This is a genomic window from Vibrio sp. LQ2 (genome assembly GCF_023920125.1).
Taxonomy (GTDB): Bacteria; Pseudomonadota; Gammaproteobacteria; order Enterobacterales; family Vibrionaceae; genus Vibrio; species Vibrio fluvialis.
This window is the reverse complement of sequence record NZ_CP085308.1, coordinates 2,551,578-2,573,308: the sequence shown is the minus strand read 5'-3', so window position 1 is coordinate 2,573,308 and position 21,731 is coordinate 2,551,578. Positions and strand designations below refer to the sequence as shown.

At 48.2% G+C, this 21,731-nt stretch carries 20 protein-coding genes; 14 read left to right on the top strand and 6 right to left on the bottom strand.

All coding sequences use genetic code 11. From position 1 onward, the window contains the following. Window positions 1–15: 15 nt before the first annotated feature. Together ylqF and LGV68_RS12020 are read right to left on the bottom strand one after the other, a co-directional pair. A complete protein-coding gene (gene ylqF, locus LGV68_RS12025) occupies window positions 16–960 on the bottom strand; it encodes a ribosome biogenesis GTPase YlqF (RefSeq protein ID WP_032081916.1) in 945 nt (314 codons plus the stop codon). Window positions 961–1,148: 188 nt separating this feature from the next. Then, window positions 1,149–1,952, bottom strand: coding sequence for a helix-turn-helix transcriptional regulator (locus tag LGV68_RS12020; RefSeq protein WP_158129184.1), 804 nt, complete (start codon window positions 1,950–1,952; stop codon window positions 1,149–1,151). Between the two features lie 91 nt (window positions 1,953–2,043). Here LGV68_RS12020 and LGV68_RS12015 point away from each other — a divergent pair, with 91 nt between their 5' ends. The 9 genes from LGV68_RS12015 (at window position 2,044) to LGV68_RS11975 (ending at window position 13,841) form a co-directional block, all read left to right on the top strand. Then, on the top strand, window positions 2,044–3,441 hold the full coding sequence (locus LGV68_RS12015) for an SLC13 family permease (protein ID WP_222782073.1): 1,398 nt from the start codon (window positions 2,044–2,046) through the stop codon (window positions 3,439–3,441). Window positions 3,442–3,721: 280 nt separating this feature from the next. Beyond that, window positions 3,722–4,834, top strand: a complete 1,113-nt coding sequence (locus LGV68_RS12010) for a two-component system response regulator (protein ID WP_252535270.1) — start codon at window positions 3,722–3,724, stop codon at window positions 4,832–4,834. Between the two features lie 36 nt (window positions 4,835–4,870). Then, entirely contained in the window at window positions 4,871–7,291 is a 2,421-nt protein-coding gene (locus LGV68_RS12005) for a hybrid sensor histidine kinase/response regulator (RefSeq protein ID WP_252535268.1), read from the top strand. After that, the gene (locus LGV68_RS12000; RefSeq protein WP_238828547.1) at window positions 7,288–7,452 is read left to right on the top strand and encodes a hypothetical protein; all 165 of its coding nucleotides are present in this window, start codon (window positions 7,288–7,290) and stop codon (window positions 7,450–7,452) included. Before LGV68_RS12005 ends, LGV68_RS12000 begins: the two co-directional genes overlap by 4 nt. After that, window positions 7,410–7,724, top strand: coding sequence for a 2Fe-2S iron-sulfur cluster binding domain-containing protein (locus tag LGV68_RS11995; RefSeq protein ID WP_289781523.1), 315 nt, complete (start codon window positions 7,410–7,412; stop codon window positions 7,722–7,724). The genes LGV68_RS12000 and LGV68_RS11995 overlap by 43 nt, the downstream gene beginning before the upstream one ends. Window positions 7,725–8,040: 316 nt before the next feature. After that, complete coding sequence (locus LGV68_RS11990) at window positions 8,041–8,931, top strand: formate dehydrogenase accessory sulfurtransferase FdhD (protein ID WP_252535266.1); 891 nt, start codon at window positions 8,041–8,043, stop codon at window positions 8,929–8,931. Between the two features lie 10 nt (window positions 8,932–8,941). Next, a complete protein-coding gene (locus LGV68_RS11985) occupies window positions 8,942–11,251 on the top strand; it encodes an FdhF/YdeP family oxidoreductase (protein WP_252535264.1) in 2,310 nt (769 codons plus the stop codon). A 90-nt stretch (window positions 11,252–11,341) separates the two neighbouring features. Further along, window positions 11,342–11,656, top strand: coding sequence for a cupin domain-containing protein (locus LGV68_RS11980; protein WP_252535262.1), 315 nt, complete (start codon window positions 11,342–11,344; stop codon window positions 11,654–11,656). Window positions 11,657–12,032: 376 nt separating this feature from the next. After that, window positions 12,033–13,841: a GGDEF domain-containing protein gene (locus LGV68_RS11975; protein ID WP_252535260.1), complete on the top strand. Its 1,809-nt coding sequence runs from the start codon at window positions 12,033–12,035 to the stop codon at window positions 13,839–13,841. Between the two features lie 39 nt (window positions 13,842–13,880). Here LGV68_RS11975 and LGV68_RS11970 read toward each other — a convergent pair whose 3' ends face one another. The 3 genes from LGV68_RS11970 to LGV68_RS11960 form a co-directional block, all read right to left on the bottom strand. Then, window positions 13,881–14,690, bottom strand: a complete 810-nt coding sequence (locus LGV68_RS11970; protein WP_020328531.1) for an EAL domain-containing protein — start codon at window positions 14,688–14,690, stop codon at window positions 13,881–13,883. Window positions 14,691–15,045: 355 nt separating this feature from the next. Then, complete coding sequence (locus tag LGV68_RS11965; RefSeq protein ID WP_143682843.1) at window positions 15,046–15,834, bottom strand: DUF2974 domain-containing protein; 789 nt, start codon at window positions 15,832–15,834, stop codon at window positions 15,046–15,048. Between the two features lie 112 nt (window positions 15,835–15,946). Next, a complete protein-coding gene (locus LGV68_RS11960) occupies window positions 15,947–16,582 on the bottom strand; it encodes a hypothetical protein (RefSeq protein WP_222764269.1) in 636 nt (211 codons plus the stop codon). Between the two features lie 164 nt (window positions 16,583–16,746). On the opposite strand from LGV68_RS11960, the gene LGV68_RS11955 reads away from it, so the two are divergent. From LGV68_RS11955 to LGV68_RS11945, 3 genes are all read left to right on the top strand, one after another. Further along, entirely contained in the window at window positions 16,747–16,995 is a 249-nt protein-coding gene (locus LGV68_RS11955) for a DUF2164 domain-containing protein (RefSeq protein ID WP_020328534.1), read from the top strand. A gap of 162 nt (window positions 16,996–17,157) precedes the next feature. Further along, a complete protein-coding gene (locus LGV68_RS11950; protein ID WP_252535258.1) occupies window positions 17,158–17,697 on the top strand; it encodes a cytochrome b in 540 nt (179 codons plus the stop codon). Further along, window positions 17,694–18,263: a YceI family protein gene (locus LGV68_RS11945; protein ID WP_020328536.1), complete on the top strand. Its 570-nt coding sequence runs from the start codon at window positions 17,694–17,696 to the stop codon at window positions 18,261–18,263. Before LGV68_RS11950 ends, LGV68_RS11945 begins: the two co-directional genes overlap by 4 nt. Window positions 18,264–18,355: 92 nt before the next feature. Here the strand turns inward: LGV68_RS11945 and focA are convergent, their stop codons facing one another. Continuing rightward, window positions 18,356–19,807, bottom strand: coding sequence for a formate transporter FocA (gene focA, locus LGV68_RS11940; RefSeq protein ID WP_020328537.1), 1,452 nt, complete (start codon window positions 19,805–19,807; stop codon window positions 18,356–18,358). Window positions 19,808–20,023: 216 nt separating this feature from the next. Between focA and LGV68_RS11935 the strand changes: the two genes are divergently transcribed. After that, window positions 20,024–20,929, top strand: a complete 906-nt coding sequence (locus tag LGV68_RS11935; RefSeq protein WP_222751345.1) for a LysR substrate-binding domain-containing protein — start codon at window positions 20,024–20,026, stop codon at window positions 20,927–20,929. A 184-nt stretch (window positions 20,930–21,113) separates the two neighbouring features. Next, on the top strand, window positions 21,114–21,608 hold the full coding sequence (locus LGV68_RS11930; protein WP_032081888.1) for a DUF1097 domain-containing protein: 495 nt from the start codon (window positions 21,114–21,116) through the stop codon (window positions 21,606–21,608). Window positions 21,609–21,731: the final 123 nt, after the last annotated feature.

The following is a 21,731-nucleotide window of genomic DNA, read 5'->3' as shown; positions in this document are numbered from 1 at the left end:
TTTCTATTCAACAAGTCAGCGTTTGTTGCGTAGGTAACGCTTGCGACGCTCTTCTTTGATTTTGGCTTTCTCTTCAGCTTTACGCGCTTCTGCGATTTCCACTTCGATCAGCTCTTGAGTGATCATCTCAGGCAATTCCAGAGTGATTTGACCGATAATACCCTGACGAAGTTCGTGCAGCAGAATTTCAGACGCTTTGTGTAAGTCAACACGCGCACCAGCGCGCAGGGCGCCACGTTTACGGCCAATCGCTTCCATCCATTCAACATCGGATTCTGGCGTCTCTTCGATTTGGTAACGCTCTTTCAGCTTCTCTGGGTAGTGTGCTGCCAGATACTCCACCGTATAGAACGCCACTTCATCGTATTCCATCGCTGTATCTTTCACTGCGCCCGTCGCGGCTAAGCGAAAACCACTGTGCGGGTTTTCAACTTTTGGCCACAGGATTCCCGGAGTGTCTGACAACACAATTCCGTTTTGCAGATTGATGCGCTGCTGACGACGAGTGACCGCCGGTTGGTTGCCCGTTTGCGCTATGACGCGGCCAGCGAGCGTATTGATGATGGTCGATTTACCCACGTTAGGAATGCCCATGATCATGGTGCGAATGTTTTTACCAATCTCTTCACGGTGCGGAGCCAATTTACGGCACAGCTCAAGAATCTTGTGTACTTCTTGAGTGTTCGATGTGGTGATGGCCATCGCTTTTACACCCTTTTCTTTTTCCAGATGCTCAATCCAAAGCTGGGTCAATTCCGGATCGGCAAGGTCGCGCTTGTTCAGCACTTTTACCACGGGTTTTTCACCACGCAGTTGAGAAATCATGGGGTTTTCGCTGCTGAAAGGGATACGCGCATCGAGCACTTCGATGATCACATCAACCTGAGGAATCGCTTCTTCGATCTCCTTGCGCGCTTTGTGCATGTGGCCTGGAAACCATTGAATTGAGTTGTTAACCATTTGAAATGTAAACCTTTATATCTAGTGGGTGCTGTTAATTATTTCTTAGGTTCGTTGAGCCTGAACCTGTCAGCACTGATCATTGCGGCGATCTTACCATTATTAGCTGCCGTTTACCTAACTGGGGTTGGGTAAATCACGCTCATTTGACAGGGTATACACCAACATATTCATGCTTAGCGTCTATTTCAGACCTTGCGGCTTGCGTATTCCTGTGGTGTACACCCAAACAAAGACTTAAATGCCGAGATAAAACTGCTGACGCTTTGATAGCCTAGCTGGTGGGCGACGGTGGTCGTATTGGCACCATTGACGATATGCTCTAGAGAATTCATCAGTCGAAAGCGACTGCGCCACTGACGGTAAGTCAGACCGGTTTCAGCTTTGAACAGTCGCTCAATGGTTCGCACACTGGCCCCCACTCTGCGTGACAGTACGTCCAAAGGTTCGTTCTGCGCGGCATGGTTAACTATGTGGCTGATGAGCTTTTTCAAGCGCGGATCGTCACCGGAGGAGATGAAAAGTTGCAATGGCTCCAGAGCATCAAGTTCATCCAAGGCGACCAACCCCAGACGCTGAATCCGTTCTTTAGAAAGGTGATTTTCACTTTCCGTCAACTTCAATACGATTTCTCGCATCAACGGACTCATTTTCAACATGATGACCGCTTTTTCATTCTCTCGAATCGCAAATGACGGGTCGATATAGATGTTGCGTGTCTGCGCCGCAGTTTCACTGCTGACCTGATGCAGTAATCCACCCGGAATCCAGACTGCGTGTGTTGAAGGCACGACCCACACTGCGTGCTCACTGGTGACGCGCAGAATGCCTTTGGCTGCCCATAATAACTGACCACGGGGATGTGAGTGAGGAACGATGCCTGATTCAGCCTGCATGCTGCGGGTATGAGTCAGTACTGGCTGAGAAGCATCCAAAGTGAATGCCACTTCGCTGGGCGTTTGCATTGTCGTTTCAGGAATATGGTTTGGCATATGAGGTTCTTAAAGCGTCACGGAAAGTCGGGTATCTTAAAGCTCTGTTCACGTTGTATGCAATCTTTCTTTGACTGTGGAGTCAGTCGCTATGATGAATAAATTAAGAGCCAAACCGGTTATTGTTGTTGCCGCGATGATGCTCGCGGCCGTATTGGCGGTGTATCCGTTTGCCGGGCAATCGGCCAACTTTTCGCAAAGCGCCGCGGTGGTGTTGATTACTCTGGTGTTCTGGAGCACGGGATTATTTCCGCCATTTCTGACCGGGCTGCTGTTTTTTGCTCTGGCTACGGTGTTTCATCTGATTGAGCCATCTGCGTTATTTGCCGGATTCGGCTCAACGGCGGTATGGCTGATTATTTCTGGTTTTGTAATTGGGTCAGCGATATCCGTCTCTGGGCTAGGCAAGCGTCTGGCATCATTCATTGCGCCACATTTGACGACCAGTTATCCGCGCTTAATCGGTGGTTTGGTATTCACTTCCGCCTTGCTGGGGTTTGTGATGCCCTCGTCGGTCGGCCGCGCGGTGGTGTTGATTCCGATCGGCATGGCACTGGCCGATGCGGTTGGGTTTGCCAAAGGCAGCAATGGGCGATTGGGGATCGCGACGTCTCTGGCTATCGCCTGTAACATGCCGAGTTTTGCGGTGCTGCCAGCCAATATTCCCAACATGATTCTTGCTGGGGCCAGTGAAACACTGTTCGATATTCATTTTGGTTACACTGAATATTTGTTGCTGCATTTTCCTGTGCTTGGGATTGTGAAGTCTATTTTGTTGGTTTGGTTGGTGGTGCGAATTTTCCCTGCGCAGATTGATCCATCCTTTCTGCTGGCAGCGGCGCAGACGGAGGAATTCCCCTCAAATCATGCGATGCAAAAGAAAGTCTCAGTTCTTCTCGCGATCACGTTGTTGTTCTGGATGACAGACACGATTCATGGCGTGAACCCGGCTTGGGTTGGGCTGGTCACTGCCATTTTATTACTACTGCCAAAATGGGGCGTGGTAGAACCAAAGGCGTTCAATAGCTCGGTAGACTTTGGCACCGTAGTATTTGTTGCATCCGCACTTGGCCTTGGTGCGCTGGTCAATGGTTCCGGCTTGGGGGCAGAGATGGGGCAGATGTTCAGCCATATGTTGCCTTCTGATCCAAATACGCCGTTTCTCAGCTATATGGCGCTGTCGATGATTTCAACCTTAACCGGATTAGTCGCAACGATTCCTGGTGTACCGACGGTGTTGACCCCAATGGCCGCTGATTTCGCTAATGCGACAGGCTTTTCAATACCTGCGGTACTGATGACTCAGGTGATCGGCTTCTCGACGGTAATCTTCCCTTATCAGGTTGGGCCATTAATTGTCGCTATGCAGCTTTCTCAAGAACCTTTATCTAAACTGGTGAAAGTGACACTTCCGCTCGCTGCGGTCACCATTATTGTACTGATGCCACTGGATTACCTGTGGTGGAATCTGTTGGGTTGGATCCAATAATTTCGCCGACTATGGCGGTATGTGTGACGGTTTATGGCATGGAATTCCGTGCCAGAGGCGACAATACCGCCGATCCTTGCTTATGTTTGATAAATTGACACTAATCACTCCTAATCCTCTGTATAGCGACTAAATTAGTAATGACTAAATTTAACGTCGCGTTTAAACAGCGCCGCCATTAAGAAGCATCGGCCCTCCGTAGAGGGGAATGCAGTTCGTACCAACAAGGGACGGGTTGGTATTGCGGCAGGGATAGCTCGTATTTGATAGGAGTTTCAGGATGTTTGATGTGTCGTCATCCAAACCGACGCTGTTAGTAATCGATGATATCCCAGAGAATCTGACGCTGATGTATCAGTTACTCAAAGAGGATTACAAGGTCAAAGGGGCGAACAGTGGTTTACGCGGTATCAGTATTGCGGAAGCGGCAAGCCCGGATCTGATTCTGCTCGATATTATGATGCCTGAAATGGATGGGTTCGAGGTGTGTGAGCGTCTGAAATCGAACCCGGCGACTGCGCATATTCCGGTGATTTTCCTCACCGCCAAATCTGAAAAATTCGATGAGTGTCGAGGCTTGCAACTGGGCGCGGTCGATTACATCACCAAACCAATCAACCCCGATATAGTGAAAGCTCGCGTTAATGCGCATGTTTCGCTCAAATTGGCTAAAGATCTGCTTCACGGTGAAAAGCAGGCGCTGGAGAAAGAAGTCGAACGTCGCACGTTTGAGCTGGTGCGCCAGCGTGAAGAGCTGCATGCGATTCAGGACGTTGCGTTCTACGCTATGGTGTCGCTGGCCGAGACCCGCGACAATGAAACTGGTAACCATATTCGCCGCACACAAACATACATCAAACTGCTCGCCGAGAATCTGCGCAAAAATCCGCGCTATGCGTTGCAACTCGACGATCGCACCATCGATTTACTCTACAAATCGGCCCCTTTACACGACATCGGTAAAATTGGTATTTCCGACACTATCTTGCTTAAAGAGGGCAAATTGACGGAAGAAGAGTTTGAAATCATGAAAACTCACACCACGATCGGTTATGAAGCGATCCAGAAAGCCGAAGTCGTCACCGGAAAATCGATTGAGTTTCTGCGCTACGCCAAGGAAATAGCCTATTCGCATCATGAACACTGGGATGGCCGGGGTTATCCGCGCGGCTTGTCCGGCACCGATATTCCTCTGGCGGCACGTCTGATGGCGGTTGCCGATGTGTATGACGCGCTGATCAGCAAACGTGTCTATAAACCTGCTTTCACCCATCAGGATGCGGTGCAGTTGGTCCTGGATGGTAAAGGAACACATTTTGATCCGGATATTGTCGATGTTTTTGTCGACATTGCCGATGAGCTCTATGAAGTCGCGCTTCGTTACGCGAATTAATCTTTGTCGTATTGCTGCCAATAACGTGGAATAACAATGAAATCAAACACGATCAGTACACAAGCCTGGGTATGGCGTTCTATGGTCAAGACCGGGATCATTCCGCTGATTCTGGTGGAGTCGGTGCTTATAGCTGTCTATCTGTTGAGTAACCATTTCATCAGTGCCGACAACATGAGCTACATCAATCGGCAGGTCAATACCGAGCTGGAGAGGTCTTCAAAGCGAGAGACTGAAATCATCGGTGAAAAGCTGAAAAACATCGCCAGCCTGACGGCGTTATACAGCCACGAAACTGAGCGCGCTTTTGCATCTCCTGTCAGCGAAATCGACACTGAAAAAGCCAATATTCAACTCAGCGACAATGGGGTGCTGTATTCATTGCGCGATGAGGGTGGGGCCGCGTCGTATTATTCCGGTTTGACGAAAAACAAACAGATGGAAAAGGTCTATCAACTGGCGACCTTGGATCCGCTGATGAAACAGATTAAAGAGAACAACGATCTGGTGGCGGCGGTTTATTTCAACAGCTGGGACTCATACAACCGCATTTATCCTTGGTTCTCGACGTTAGAGCAGTATCCGCCGGACATGAATATTCCGGATTACAACTTCTACTATTTGGCGACCTACCCACACAACCCGCAGAAAAAAGTGGTGTGGACGGATGTTTATATTGATCCCGCAGGTCAGGGTTGGATGGCGTCGTCGATCGCACCTGTTTATTTCCGCGGCTTTCTTGAAGGTGTGGTAGGTCTGGATATTACTGTCAGCGCCATTGTTGAGAGTATTCAGAATCTGGCGGTGCCGTGGAATGGCTACGCAGTATTGGCGAGCAACACCGGGAATATCATGGCACTGCCGCCACAAGGCGAGCGGGACTTCGGTGTTAAAGAATTAACCGATCACAACTATCAGCAAGCGATTTCGGAAGAAGTGTTCAAGCCGGAGCAGTTTAACCTTCACAAACGGCCGGATACGGCGGTACTCAGCCAGCAACTCAGTCATCAGGAGCACGGGATTACCCAAATGACGCTGGGCGGAGAGAACAAGTTGGTTGCCTGGGCCACGATTCCCGAAACCAAGTGGCAATTGCTGATGATCGTTGATGAAAGCAAGATGTTTGCGGAATCTCGCCTGCTGGAGACCAAGTACCAGAATATCGGTTATGTGCTGATTCTGGGGTTGATTGGCTTCTATTCGCTGTTCCTGATCTTCATCTGGCTGTCGTCGAAGAAGATGAGTCAGGCTATCGCTCAGCCATTGGCACAGATTCAGGATATGGTGCACAAGGTCAGTATCGGTGACTTCAATGTGTCTCACGGTGGCTACAGGCTGAAAGAGCTGGATGAAACCGCCAACTCGGTCATGCTGATGGGGGACAAACTCGACAAGTTGACGGGTGCGTTGAAAGACGCCAAGTTGCAGGCGGAAAATGCCAACCTGGCGAAAAGCCAGTTTATCTCCAATGTCAGTCATGAAATTCGCACGCCGATGAACTCCATTCTGGGCATGTCACATCTGCTGATGAGTTCCAGCCTCACCGACGAGCAGCGTAACCATCTGATCACGATTGATAAATCAGGCAAACACCTGCTGTCACTGATCAACGATATTCTCGACATGTCGAAAATTGATGCGGGTAAAGTAGAGATTGAGCAAATCCCGTTTGATATCAAATCGGTAGTTTACGATGTGCATGACATTTTCGATTACAAAGCGAAAAAACATGGCGTAAAACTGCATGTGGATATGAACGGAACATTGCCGCCATTGGTGGGGGATCCACTCAGGATCAAACAGATCATGCTTAACTTTGTCAGCAATGCGATTAAGCTCTCCGAACAGGGCGAGGTGACCATGCGCCTGCGAGGTGAAGCAAGTTCGGAATCGGTCATGGCGCTCCACTTCAGTGTACAAGACAACGGAATTGGCCTGAGCGAGGAAGAGCAACTTAAAGTGTTTGATAACTTCCAACAAGCGGATTCTTCGACAACGCGCAAGTATGGAGGGACAGGGCTTGGTCTGGCAATTTGCAAACGTATAGCACACCTGATGGGGGGAGAAGTCGGTGTGGAAAGTCGTCCGGGCGAAGGCAGCACCTTCTGGCTGGCGTTAGAGCTGAGTATCGATACCACGCAGAGTGTTACGCTCACCCAACGTGAAGAAGCACAGGACTCGCACGATATGTTGGTCGAGCCGAGTCAGGAGAGTTGCGAAGAACTGGATTTTTCCGTCCTAGAGTTCAAGTTACAGCATTTGTATGAACTGCTCGAAGAGAATGATCTCGAAGCAGAGTATTACTATACCCAACATAAGTCCTGTTTTGATAAGGCTAACTCTGCGCTCAGTTCACAATTGGAGATCTGTGTTTCTGCCTATGACTTTGAAGGCGCATTGCTGGTAGCGAAAGAATTTCGCGAGTTTCTGCTTGAGCGGATAAAAGAGACCACATGATACCTGCAGTGATGTCCTCGCGTATCAGTAACTTCCATCTGCACTTGATCTGTGAACGTCTGGAATCGGGTCAGAATTGGTCGGTTTATCGTGGTTATCTGGATGAAGCGACGCAGAAATGGCCGCTGAAGAAGCGGATGCCATTGTGCCGAGCAGATTGATTGAAGTGGCGTTTACCAACAGCGACAAATCGGTACATATTGCACAGGGCGAAACGGTGCACGCTGCCGCGGCCAGAGCGGGGTTGACCATTCCTAAAGCGTGTAGCATGGGGATTTGTGGTGCTTGCAAAGTCAATAAAGTCAGCGGCAACGTGGAGATGCTGCACAACGGCGGCATTACCGATGAAGACGTGGCGGAGGGTTATATCCTTTCCTGCTGTAGTATTCCAACCGACAACGTGATTGCTGAATACGGAGCTAGCGGCCATTGATTCCACCCGGTTATTGAACGATGACCGGATGTTTCATTAATGGAATGTTAGTTTAATCTTATGGTTAGTGGTGCATATAATGCATGAACAGACTGTAAAGGACGTTAATGTGCGTGCATCAGCTGCGAATAGACGTCAAAAATAAACCTTTGATAAAATATGGTTTTCTTGACCGAACGCAAAGTGAGGAGTAGTTTGCTGCCAACTGTGTTTTAACACAGCTCCCACTTTACACGTTAAGCCATTGCTCTGGGTTTCAACAACGTTGCCACTTGCCATGCTTATCGTGAAAGTCAGTCAGCCAATAATAAGAATCATGTTAGAAAAAACCGCCACTACGACCACTCAGAGTGCTCAATCTGAGGGGGTGGGTCACGTTTATCGTCTGCGTTTCGATTGCGAAATGGGGCTGACGCTTGAGCACGATCCTCTCGCCATCGAAGAACCATTGCAGATCAGTGTGCAATGGCAAGACACTGCGACTCAAATTCTCCATACGCAAGAATGGAGCATGACGATGCGCACGCCCGGAGATGATGTGCATTTGATTCGCGGCTTGTTGTTGTCACAACAAATCGTGGATTCACTGGATCAGATACTCAACATCGAAATTGCCGATGAGGAAGCGTGTAATGCCGACAACCATTGGCTCGTCACGCTGAATCATCAACAAGCCATGCGCATTCAAGGTCAGGAACGCCGTTATGTGAGTCACTCCAGCTGCGGAATTTGCGGACTAACCTCGATTAAGGCATTGGCGCTGCATCGGGAAATTCGCGTAGATAGTGAAACGGATTGGCTAACTTCAGACACAGTGATGCACCTGCCAGCTATGCTTGCTTCGCGTCAGCCTCTGTTTACCGAAACCGGGGCTGTGCATGGCGCAGGTTACTTTGCGGGCGGAGAGTTTATTGCGGCGGCGGAAGATGTGGGGCGCCACAACGCCGTCGATAAGCTGATTGGGAGAGTAGTCAGTGAACAACGCTGGCATCCACAAGGGGTATTGATCCTCAGCGGACGTGTCAGCTTTGAACTTATGCAAAAGGCGGCGATCGCGCATATTCCGGTGGTCGTTGCTGTTGGCGCACCATCAAAACTGGCGGTTGATATGGCGCGCCAGTTTGACATTACGCTTATCGGTTTTACCAAACGTCAGCAGTTCAATATTTACCACGGTCGTTCGCGTTTGCAGTCAGTGAGAAAGTGAGAAGAATAAAATGAGTATTAAAGAATATACCGGGTCAGCGGGTGGCTGGGGCGCACTGAAAAGCACCGCGCATCATCTGTTCAAAAGTAATAACGTTGCCAAAAACATTTCAAACCTATTGAGAACCAACCAGGATCACGGTTTTGACTGTCCGGGCTGTGCCTGGGGTGAAAAACATGTCCCGGGACGCTTCCGTTTCTGCGAAAACGGCGCAAAAGCGGTGAACTGGGAAGCGACAGCCCGTCGCGTTGGTGGTGAGTTTTTCCAACAGTATTCGGTCAGTTGGCTGAACAAGCAAAGCGACTATTTTCTCGAATACCAGGGCCGTTTAGCCGAGCCCGTATGCTATAACGCAGAGACGGACCATTACGAGCCGATCAGCTGGGATGACGCCTTTGCACTGATTGCCAAACACCTGAACCAACTGGACAATCCGAATCAGGCCGAATTTTACACCTCCGGCCGAGCCAGTAACGAAGCGGCATTTCTCTATCAGTTGTTTGCCCGCCGTTTTGGCACCAATAACTTTCCAGATTGCTCTAACATGTGTCACGAAGCCACCAGTGTTGCGTTATCACGCACAATCGGGATTGGTAAAGGCACCGTGACGATTGACGATTTTGAAGAAGCTGATGCGATTTTCCTGTTTGGTCAGAACCCGGGCACCAACCACCCACGTATGCTGGAAACCTTGGCGTCGGCTTACAAACGTGGCGCGCGCGTGGTGGCGTTCAACAACCTGAAAGAGCGTGGATTGGAACGCTTTACCAATCCGCAGAACCCATTTGAAATGCTCAGCAATGGTTCAACGCCAACCACCAGTGACTATTTTATGCCCAAACTTGGTGGTGACATGGCGGCGGTGCGTGGTCTGGTCAAAATTTTGCTGGGTCGTCACGAGGAAGCTCAAGCGCGCGGCGAGTCAGTGTTTGATTTGGCGTTTATCGAACAACACACTGAAGGACTGGATGCGTATTTGGAGTTAGTGCGTGTAACGCCTTGGGAACACATCGAACAACAATCGGGCCTCAGCCAGGCTGAACTGACGCAAGCGGCGGATATTTATCAAAACGCCAATCGCGTTATCGTCACTTGGGCGATGGGCGTGACGCAGCATAAACACTCGGTAGCAACTATTCAGGAACTGGTGAACTTACAGCTACTGTTTGGCCAGGTGGGTAAAGATGGTGCTGGTTTGTGTCCGGTACGTGGTCATTCCAACGTGCAGGGTGACCGCACGGTGGGCATCAATGAAAAACCGCCAGCCGCGCTGCTGGAAAATATTGAAAGAGCACTTGGCTTTATTCCTCCAAAAGAACACGGACACAACGTCGTCAATGCACTGCAGGCAATGAGTCGCGGTGAAAGCAAAGTGTTTATCGGCCTGGGTGGCAACTTGGTTGCTGCCGCGCCGGATACTGAGCTGGTGGCTAAAGCGATGCGCAATTGCGAGCTCACCGTAAACATCGCAACCAAGCTAAACCGCAGTCATGTAAATCCGGGTAAAGATTCGCTGATCCTCCCGTGTTTGGGTCGTACTGATGTCGATATGCAAGCGTCGGGACCACAGAAAGTGACTGTGGAAGATTCATTTTCCATGGTGCACGCATCATCAGGCCGCGTCGACATGACCGGTGAACAGATGCGCTCGGAACCAGCCATCATTGCCGGCATGGCAAAAGCAACACTGGGCGAAAACAACCCGGTTAACTGGCAGTCGATGGCAGATAACTACGACAACATTCGCGATTTGATTGAAAAGATCATTCCGGGATTCACAAACTTTAACCACCGAATTGAAGGTCCGGGAGGCTTTTACTTAGGTAACTCAGCGCGTGATTTGAACTGGAAAACGGCGAGCGGCAAAGCACAGATCAGCTGCAACGCACTGCCTCAGTCAATCATTCCGGTAGAAACGGAGCAGATGACTAAAAAGCCAGTATTTGTGCTGCAAACCATGCGTTCTCACGACCAGTACAACACCACGGTTTACGGTTTTGATGATCGCTATCGCGGCGTATTTGGTGAACGAAACGTAATTTTCATGAACGCCAAAGATATTGATAAACAAGGTCTGCAAGCGGGCGATCTGGTGGACATCGAAACATTGTGGACTGATGATGTTAAGCGTCAGATTATCGGATTTAAAATCGTGGCGTTCGACATTCCTAAAGGCAACGTCGCCGCGTATTTCCCGGAAGCCAACGCGCTGATTCCACTGGGCAGTAAAGGGGATTTGAGCGATACGCCAACGTCGAAGTCGATTGCGGTGGTCATCACCCCGACACAAGTCGCGCCGTTACTTGTAAAAGCCCAATAGTCACCAGGCCCACTGATTCAGTGGGCTTTATTTTAGGTGACAATGTCACAAATGAGTTAAGTTATACATTTCAAAAGGATAGGTGATTTCATGAATCTGTTTGAGACCATACCCGCTGAGTTGCTTAACGAGCAGTTTACTGACTTGCTACGCCATCACCATGTGCGTATAGAACGTATCTTGTCAAAAGGTCACACATCGCCGGAAAGCGGTTGGTACGATCAGGACGAACATGAATGGGTGTTGGTACTGCAGGGCTGTGGTACGGTCGAGTTTGACAATGGTGAGTCAACAACACTGAATGTGGGAGATTACCTCAATATTCCGGCACACACTCGACATAAAGTACGCTACACATCGCCCGATCAGGTCACACTCTGGCTGGCGGTATTTTATCAGGACTAGTGGTGTTACATCTGGTGACGCTGTCACTAATTATGAGTTATTGAACGTAATGACGCTCAAAAACTTGAGTGAGTTTAGCGTATGTCATTCTTAAAATGATCGACTTTTGCTGTGAACGTGTCGCTATTTTGCACTAAATATCAGATTGACTGAAAAACGTTTCGGCATGGTTTTGTAAGTTGGATATACTACCCACTTCATTTAAAAACCATCATCAGAGCGGAATATAAAAGTGGCACCGTTACCACATCAGAATATCGTTCACCATCATTCATGGTTGACGCTGGTTCGAGCTCATTCTACGTCAGTAAAGATCAGACTTATCACAGCAACATATCAGTTGCCTAAAGTCGTTTTGGGCATAATGGCTTTCTTTATGCTGTCTCTTTGTGTGGGGATGCCGCAGGCTCTTGCGCAGTCCAGACTGGTACTGAATGACCAAAGCGCCACAGTGATTCCTCTGAGTGGCAAAGCCGAATACCTGAGCGATACGTCGGCTCAGCTAACCATTCAAGATGTACTCAAGTTAAGTCATAAGTTCAAAACTACAATGCATACGCAGGAAATGAACTTTGGTTATACCGACAGTGCGATTTGGCTCAAGTTGGATTTGTCATCCGAATTTAAAACCAGTCAAAACTGGGTGTTAGAGTTTCAGTACGCTTACCTGGATGATGTGCGCTTTTATATTGTTTCCGACCAAGGGATTGAAACCTTCTATTCCGGACGGGATGTGCCAGTCAACCAATGGCCACTTGCCAGTCGTAAACCCGCATTTCCCGTTTCTTTCCAACCGGGAGAACAAGCCACTATCTATATTCGCGGAGCCAGTCATGCCGCTTTGGCGATGAGTGTGAACCTGATGACGCAGCAGGCCTATGCCAAGTCTGATACCCGCACACTGGTGGTGTTGTCTTTGTATTACGGCATGTTGATCGCGCTGGGTAGCTATAACTTGCTGCTGTTTATCGGTTTGCGACAACGTATTTTCCTGCTGTACGCCAGTTTTGTGTTCACCTTCGCTCTCGCGGCTTCCAGCATGAATGGTATTGGTCCGTTGCTGCTATGGCCGGACGTGACACATGCGTCAGATCGTGTGGTGCCAACTGGCTATAGCATCGCGGCAACCCTTGCATTAATGTTTGCCCGCCGTTTCCTCAATCTTGCGACTTTTGCGCCGCGCTGGGATAAGTTTGTACTTGCGGCGATTGGTGTCTGGGGCGTATGTGTCGTGGCGACCTGGTTTACCGAGATTCCTCTGGCGTTCAAAATTATGTCGATTCAGGCAGTCCTGACCACGGTGAGTTTACTGTCGGTGGGGATTGCAGCGGTGAGACTGAAGATCCCGGCCGCCAGAATATTTGTATTGGCTTGGGCTTTGTTGCTGGTGGGCACGTCGCTACTCGCAATCCGTAATGCCGGGTTACTGCCATCAAATTTCTTCACCGTATACAGCATGCAAATTGGTTCGGCAGTTGAGATGTTGCTACTCTCTTTCGCGTTGGTGGCAAAATTTAACGATCTCAAGCGTCAGAAAGAGAGAGCACAGGCCGATTTGGTCAACACTTTGATCGAACAAGAAAAAGTGCTGGAAACCCGTGTTGCTGCACGTACGGCGGAACTTGAGCAGGCGAAGAGTCAATTGGAAGTACACGTGACGGTGGACCCTCTGACCGGTATTCTCAATCGCCGTGGCCTCAATAAATATTTCGAGAAACTCAAACTGCAAACTCGTCATGAAGATGACACCGCAGTTGTGGTTCTAATCGACCTTGATGAATTTAAACCCGTCAACGATCTTTACGGCCATGAAGCGGGAGATATGTTGCTGCAAACACTGGCGCTGAGAATGAAAAAACAACTCAGTGATACTGCAGGTTTAGGTCGCTTGGGTGGGGATGAATTTGTTGTTCTTCTGGCCGGCCAAACGGTGAGTTCTATCGCCGAGCTTGAAGCGCTTGGGGAGACGTTATTGGCCGTAATCTCGGAACCTGTCACCATCAAACCTGGTGTGCTGGTGAATGTACGGGCAAGTATTGGTGTTTCATTATGTCAGGTTGAGCGTCACACACTGTCGACGGCTCTGCGAGCTGCCGATGCAGCGATGTACGACATCAAGCATAATGGGAAAAATGGCGTGGTGGTGGTATCGGAAAGCGACTTTCCTGAATCCGTTACGATGTGAATAAATAAAAGTGGTCGGTACAGATGGTCGGCCACTTTTTTATTGGCCGATGGCCATTTTGATTGATGCGCTGCCACCAATAGGAACAATCGCTTCTGGCATGCCCAGGTAATACCCCTGAAACATATCAATATCCAATGCCTGCATTGCACGCAGTTGCGATTCAGTTTCAATACCTTCCACAACCGTCATAGCGTTAGCTTGCTTGGCAACGTTCATCGCATTGAGCAACAGTGCGGTATTACCTTGCATATACTCCGCCAATAAGTGGCGGTCGAACTTGATAATGTCAGGACACAGTAAATCAACGCGGGCCTGATTAGAAGCCTGACAACCAAAATCATCGATTGCAATCCCATATCCGTGTGTCGACAACTGACGCGTAGCACGTTGCAACTGAACATCATCATCAGAAGCGAGCTCTACCAGCTCCATGACGACTTGATCATGAGATAAGCCCAGCTCATCTAAACGGTGGGACAATAAACTGTCGCTGATACTTTGATTGACGGCATTCCCACTAAGCGGAAGTACATTGAGAAAGAGTTTTAAGTGGCGGAAGCATGAAATGGAGAAATTACGCAGGTGGAGAATACGGCTCAAATATTCGACATTCAGTTTATCAATCAGGCCATATTGGTCGGAATGAAAGAAAATGTCTGGCCGAATTTGCGTATGGTAATGGGTATGAATGCGCACCAGAGCTTCAACGCCAACCATTCTCTGAGTCCTTGAGAAGATAGGTTGAAAAACGCTACGCAGTGTTAAGCCTTTGTAGTGAGCAATATATTGCCCATCCATATCAAATGTGACGTATTGCTGATACTGCTGTGGGTCAGTGAGAATCATACAATTTTCGATATCCTTGAGTAATCACGGTGCTGACGCGTCCATGCCGTGTTTATTTTGACATGGTCATAATATTGACGAAGAGCCGATCGTGTCAACCAGATAAAACACTTAAATTTGGAGCAGATCAAAGGCTAGTGGATCAAAACGTCTATTTTGATCGTTTTATGATCTAATGTATGCTGGCTTATGAAATAACACATTAGTTTACATAGAGTTAAATCATGTCGAGCCATATCACATAACGTCATGTTCACGATTTTTTAGCCTTACATCTGTGGCAGGGGGCGAGTGTTGCTGTGTAATCATTAGGTAAGTTGCGGATAAATAGGGACGAAGTTCAAATTTATACATTTCATCGTTCATCAAAAAAATCTTTGTTGCGTATGTAGCGGCTCATCAAATGATAGGAAAATGGCCGTATTAACCATGAAACCAAAGATCTTCCCAACCGAATAAACGTGGGTGTGTTTTCATAGATCTTGCCATTATGGAGCCAGAGCAGTTTTCCTACGTGCCAGTAATAAAGCGGAATCGGCGGTAAGAAGGTCACTATATCCAAATCGCAACACACACGATAAGTGCGGTGAGACAGGCGATAGTGTTTGTGAAATCGATAGCCGCCTATCGCTGGTTGGCCAAAAGTCACGACACGTTTTATGCGCTTTGGGTATCGTTGCTCCAGCATATCTGCGAGTACGCAACCAATTGCACCGCCTGATGAGTGTCCGGTGATCGTTATCTGTTTGCCTTGGGCGATCAGTGGCTCGACATAACTTAACAATCGCTCGTAAACCGCAAGACCCAACTTGTCACTGTTGTAACCCGGTAAGCTTTCCTGATGGATCAGATAGTGATAGCCCGCGTGTATCGGATAACTGAGTCCCAGTTCCCTGGTATTACGTTTCCACATACCCAAATTGAGCAACCAGTCGACCAGAGAGTGAGAGCCTTTGATGACGACGATCGCCTCGTCATCGCGTTTGCTCCACAGCACTCGCATCATGATTTTTCCAAAGCGGTTATAAACAATGCGCTGGCCGTTGGGATCAAACCCATAGTTGGTTTGTTTGAACACGCGCGGATAGGCCAAATTACATAAAACTGCATATCGTTCATATTGATAGCGCTTGAGGCTCTTCACATCAGTGTCATATCCAGTGGCTTTGGCTGACACTATGCGACATCAAGATGAAGCTTATGTGACGGATGAAAAAAAGCCGTGAAAGTCGGGGGCTTCACGGCTCTTTCAGGGATCAGGCCCATTGCAGGACGGCGTATAACTGAATGTATTTCCGTACCAACTGTTGATTTTTGGAGCGTTTCAGCGGATGACCAAACTTAATATAGCAGGGGCTGATATTGAAAAAGGTGTCCAAAGCTTGAGTCAGTTGCGATTCGCTTTCATACAGTGTGATGCCTTGTGCGTTGTAATCTTCGATTTCATCGGGAAGTTGTCCGGTCCACCAATGCAGCAGTTCGCGGCTTTTCTGGCTGCGGCTGATCCAGTGATCCGTCAACAACAGCAACAAATCATTGGGTTGAATGGCGTAGCCGTATTCCTGCTTCCATTGGGTAATGTCGCGCATAAGTTTGTCTCGGCATGTTTTGCCTGCGCTGACCATATGATGCGTAAGAACCCAAACTGTCCCGGCATCACTGCTGATTCGGTAATGGTGGGGTTGCTCTGTCTGATAAACCGATTCGATGGGCGCGTATTCGCAGCGATGGCCAAATTCTGTCAGCGTACGTGCCAGACGGCGGGCAAAGGCTAAGCCGAGATGATGTTCACTCATTCCCTGATTGTGAATCGTCGGGTAGTGCTTTTCACACAGCTTTAAGCAGTCTGCCTGGAATTCATTGACACTTTGAGTGAGGATGTCCAGTAACAACTCGTTGTTCTCCATTACGAAAGCTAGGTAAGATTATCACAGTTACTGTTTGCCACTAGCGGCAAATGACCACTTCTTGATCTTTTACACCTTTATTCTCTGTGCTGATGAATAATTGGCTGAAAAATGATCACGCTTATCAACAACGCCGAAGGAAACCTGCCATGAGTGACGTATCTTTTACTCAACAACAGCGTGAGGAACTGGCTTCTGCACTGCAAAAGTTTTGTGCCGATGAGCTCGATATTGAGCTGGAGCAGTTTGATGCCTGGTTCCTGTTAGATTTTGTTACAAATAAGATAGGGCCATTTTACTATAACCGAGGTGTCTCTGATGCCCAATCTGTGGTTGAGCGCAAAATGCTTGATATCGCTGATGAGCTCTATCAAATTGAAAAAGAAAGTGAATTTTAAAAACGCCTTTTTAACCTGCCACTTCAAATTATTCGAACGTCTTCATCAATCCAGTCGTCTATTCGCTGCGTAAATCTTGGTAAATACTCTGTTGCGAATATGTAGTAACCGATATGCTTGCCGTTGATTATTGTTGTACTGACTACCAATGAGAGAAATATCATGAGTACAGAAGTCACCCATTACAACCGAACTTCTCAGCTTATCCACTGGCTGTCAGCGGTGGTTGTTGTCGGTATGTTTGCTGCCGGTATCTGGATGGTCGATTTATCGTATTACAGTCAATGGTACCAAACGGCACCACACTGGCATAAATCGGTCGGCATCTTACTAATTGCCCTGACTATATTCCGCATTGTGTGGAAATTGGTGACGTTGTCACCTAGGATTGAAGGGGCAAGCTGGGAAAAAGCATCAGCAAAATTAGCTCATGGTTTTATCTACTTAGATTTGATTATTCTGTTTGTATCAGGCTATTTGATTTCAACAGAAGATGGCCGTGGTATCGACGTGTTTAACTGGTTTACCGTTCCTGGCGCGGGTGCGCTGTTCGAAGGGCAAGCCGACTTAGCAGGTTTGATCCACGAGTATGCAGCGTGGACATTGATTGCGATGGCGGCACTGCATGCTGCGGCTGCTTTGAAGCACCACTTTATAAACCAAGATAATACGCTACGCAAAATGATAGGAGCATCAAAATGAAAAAGACGTTATTGGCATCGGGCTTAGCATTGGCAATGGTAATGCCATTCGGCGCTAGCGCAGCGGACTATGTGATTGACACAAAAGGTGCTCACGCATCGGTAAACTTTAAAGTTAGCCATCTCGGCTACAGCTTTACAATGGGTCGTTTTAATACATTTAGCGGTGAATTCTCTTACGACCCAGCAAACGTTGCTGCATCTAAAGTAAGCGTAACGGTTGATACGACCAGCCTGGATTCAAACCATGCTGAGCGTGATAAGCACATTCGCAGTTCAGACTTCATTGACGCTGCAAAATACTCAACAGCGACCTTTACCAGCACCAAAGTGGTCGATAAAGGTGATGGCAAACTGGAAGTGATGGGCGATCTGACGTTACATGGTCACACCAAGCCAATTACTATTGATGCTGAATTCATCGGTGCAGGTAAAGATCCATGGGGCGGTGAGCGCGCTGGTTTTAGCGGCACAACTCGTCTTGAACTGAAAGATTTTGATATTGCGGTGATGGGCCCGACATCTTACGCGGACATGCAGCTGTACATCGAAGGTGTGAAGAAGTAATTCTTTCGCTCTGACAGAAGAAAGCCCCCGTTGTCTCTAGAGACAACGGGGGCTTTGTCTTACTTAGCCGTCTGACTTGTTAGTGTTGTAAATTAGGCGCGGGCCAGTTCTTGTTCTTCGACGACACTCAGACGCTCGCCGTAAATCGGTCTCAATGCTGCCAGTACATGATTGCGTTCCAACACACCGACAAACTTACCGTTTTCCAGAACAGGCAGCACATGCGGTTTGCTGACTTTCATACTTTTCGCGCGCTCTTCGAGTGAGAGAGAGTTAAAGCGGGTTGCTATGCCCATGTTAGTGGTTGGGAACAGCTGCTCTTTATCGATACAGAAGAATTCAGCCACATCGACCAGTTTGTCGTTGACGTCGATGGCAATCACGTCGCGTGTCATCAGGTCTACGACTTTTTGTTCGTCTGCCGGAATGTAATCCTGACACCACAAATCAACCATAATGTCGTGTGTGGACAGAATACCCACCAAACGACCTTCAACATCCACCACTGGCGCGGCATTTAAATGGTGTTCAACCAGCGTATCCACAGCCACTGCTGTTGGTTGTTCTACGCTCAGAGTGACAGGTTGAGCATTCATCATGTCTTTAACAGTTAGAGTATTTTTCATCATAGCGTCCTTCAGTGACTTGATATTGGTGGTTTCCGTAATGGTGGCAACACTGGCCACTTTCAGATGAGGGCGGCGGTAGATAGCCCAGTTGGCCAATCCCACCAGAACTGCACCACCAACAATGTTGCCGAGCGTAACGGGAATGAGGTTAGCGGTGATAAATTGTGTAACGTTTAAGTCGGCGTATTGAGCCGGATTCATCCCCACTTGCTGCCAAAAGCTTTCAGGCGCGAAGTAATGGATAACAATACCCAGTGGGACCATGAACATGTTGGCGACACAGTGTTCAAAGCCACTGGAGACAAACATCGCCACGGGCATAATGGTCATGGCTGCTTTGGTCATCGCATTCGCCGAGCTGAAGGTCAACCAGATAGCGAGACAAACGAGCAGGTTACACAGCACACCCAACGCAAAGGCCTGCAACATGGTGTGATGGAGTTTGTGCTGGGCGATGTTCAGTGCATTCAAGCCCCATTGGCCGTGATCGAGCTGGTATAAACCCGCTGCGCTCACTAATGCCAGCAAGAACATCGCACCAATAAAGTTACCCACGTAGACCTTGCCCCAGATGGACAGCATCTTGCCGAAGCTGATCTGTTTATTCGCCCAGGAAATACTGGACAGCACGGAGCTGGTGAAGAGCTCGCCACCACAAATGACAATCAGTATTAAGCCCATGCTGAATGCCAGGCCACCAGCCAAACGGCTCAGACCCCATCCGGCACTTCCACTGCCAGTGGTTACTGTTATGTAAAACAAGAAAGCCAGTCCTATGAATGCACCGGCCATGACAGCAAGGCTGAGTGTCATGCCACTGGTCTTTTTTGCTTTGCTCAATGCGAACTTCTCTGCTTCCGCCATCATTTCGTAGGGCGAAAAATAATTTTGATTTTCAGAGTAGGCTGCAGACATATTCGCTCCCCCAACTGATGTTCATGTATTACCTCCTTATTTAAAACAACACGTTATGTGCTGCGTTGAAATCAGATTAGGGACAGAAGCCCTACAGGTAAAATTGATAATTTTTCTTATCCACATCAATTGTATTGATATAAGAAACTTAACCAGTAAAATGAAACCGCTTGCGCATAGACAAGCTGTTCAATCACAGAACACATAGGAAAAGCAGTGCGATATTCATTGAAACAATTAGCCGTATTTGAAGCGGTCGCTGATTGTGGCAGTGTCAGTGCAGCAGCGGATAAGCTTGCTCTGACACAATCTGCGACTAGCATGTCTTTAGCTCAGTTGGAAAAAATGCTTGGCAGGCCTTTATTTGAAAGGCAGGGTAAGCAGATGGCTTTGACCCATTGGGGAATGTGGCTGCGCCCTAAAGCCAAGAAGCTGCTGCAGGACGCACAGCAAATCGAAATGGGTTTTTATGACCAGCATTTACTCAGTGGAGAAATCCGTTTGGGGGCAAGCCAAACTCCCGCTGAACACCTAGTTCCAGACCTTATCAGTATTATTGATAGTGACTTTCCAGAGATTCGAATTGAACTGGGTGTGAAAAGTACTCAGGGGGTTATCGAGGGGGTTCTCGATTACAAGTATGATCTTGGCATTATTGAAGGACGATGTGATGACAATCGAATTCATCAGGAAGTGTGGTGTCGTGACCATCTGACGGTTGTCGCGTCCGCCCATCATCCATTTGCCAAGCGTGATTTTGTCAGCCTGGCGCAGTTGGAGCAGGCTAAATGGGTTCTGCGCGAACATGGATCAGGGACTCGCAAAACGTTTGATAGCTCCATTCACAAATTAATCGCCGATCTCGACGTATGGCGTGAATACGAGCATGTACCGGTACTGCGCAGCTTGGTCGCAAACGGTTCTTATCTCACGTGTCTGCCTTATCTGGACGTCGAGCGATATATTCAGAGTGGACAACTTGTCGCTCTGAATGTGCCAGAATTGAATATGGAGCGGACGTTGTCGTTTGTGTGGCGTGCGGACATGTCTGAGAACCCGTTAGCAGAGTGCATAAAGCGGGAAGGGCTGCGAATGATGAAAGGAAGACCTTCAGTTCTATAGGTGTTTTATATTTCCTAAATCTGTTGATTTACCGTTTGCGTCACGATTTTTATGATATTCATTTATAGTTTGCATATTTAATGTGATCACTATCACTGGTAAAGGTGTGTTTTAGCTCTTAGTATTCTCGCTTGATTCACTGATGTGACCATCCTTATGGGGTGGAAACTTCGCAGAGGGTATTATGAGCACACTGTTCGCTATTTCACTGACTACAGGAATTCTGTCGGGTATTTGGGGCTGGGTAGCCGTTTCACTTGGACTACTATCATGGGCTGGCTTTCTTGGATGTACCAGCTACTTTGCCTCGCCGAAAGACGGATTGAGAGGTTTAGGTGAAAGCCTGCTGACCAATCTTAGCGGCGTATTTTGGGCGATGGTGATTATTGAAGCTTCTGACTACGTTGGCATTGAAATCCTGGGGTATGTCATTACTGCGGTTGTTGCATTTTTCATGTGCATTCAGGCCAGTAAACAGTGGCTCGCGTACATTCCTGGAACCTTCATCGGTTCATGTGCGACGTTTGCCGCCAGTGGCGACTGGAAGCTCGTCATTCCTTCACTATTCTTGGGTGGGCTGTTTGGCTACCTGATGAAATCGAGCGGCGTTTGGCTGCATCAGCGATCAAAACAGTCCGATCTTAAAAAAGAGTTAAACAAAGCGGAGCACGTTGCCTAACGGCGCTCGGCTTACCTCTTGCTTCTGAGAAAAGACACCCCCGATTAATTTGTATCGAATTATCAGTTTATTTGATATTGGCGTTCAGTTGACTGTCCCTTTGTTCTGAACTGCATTGATACC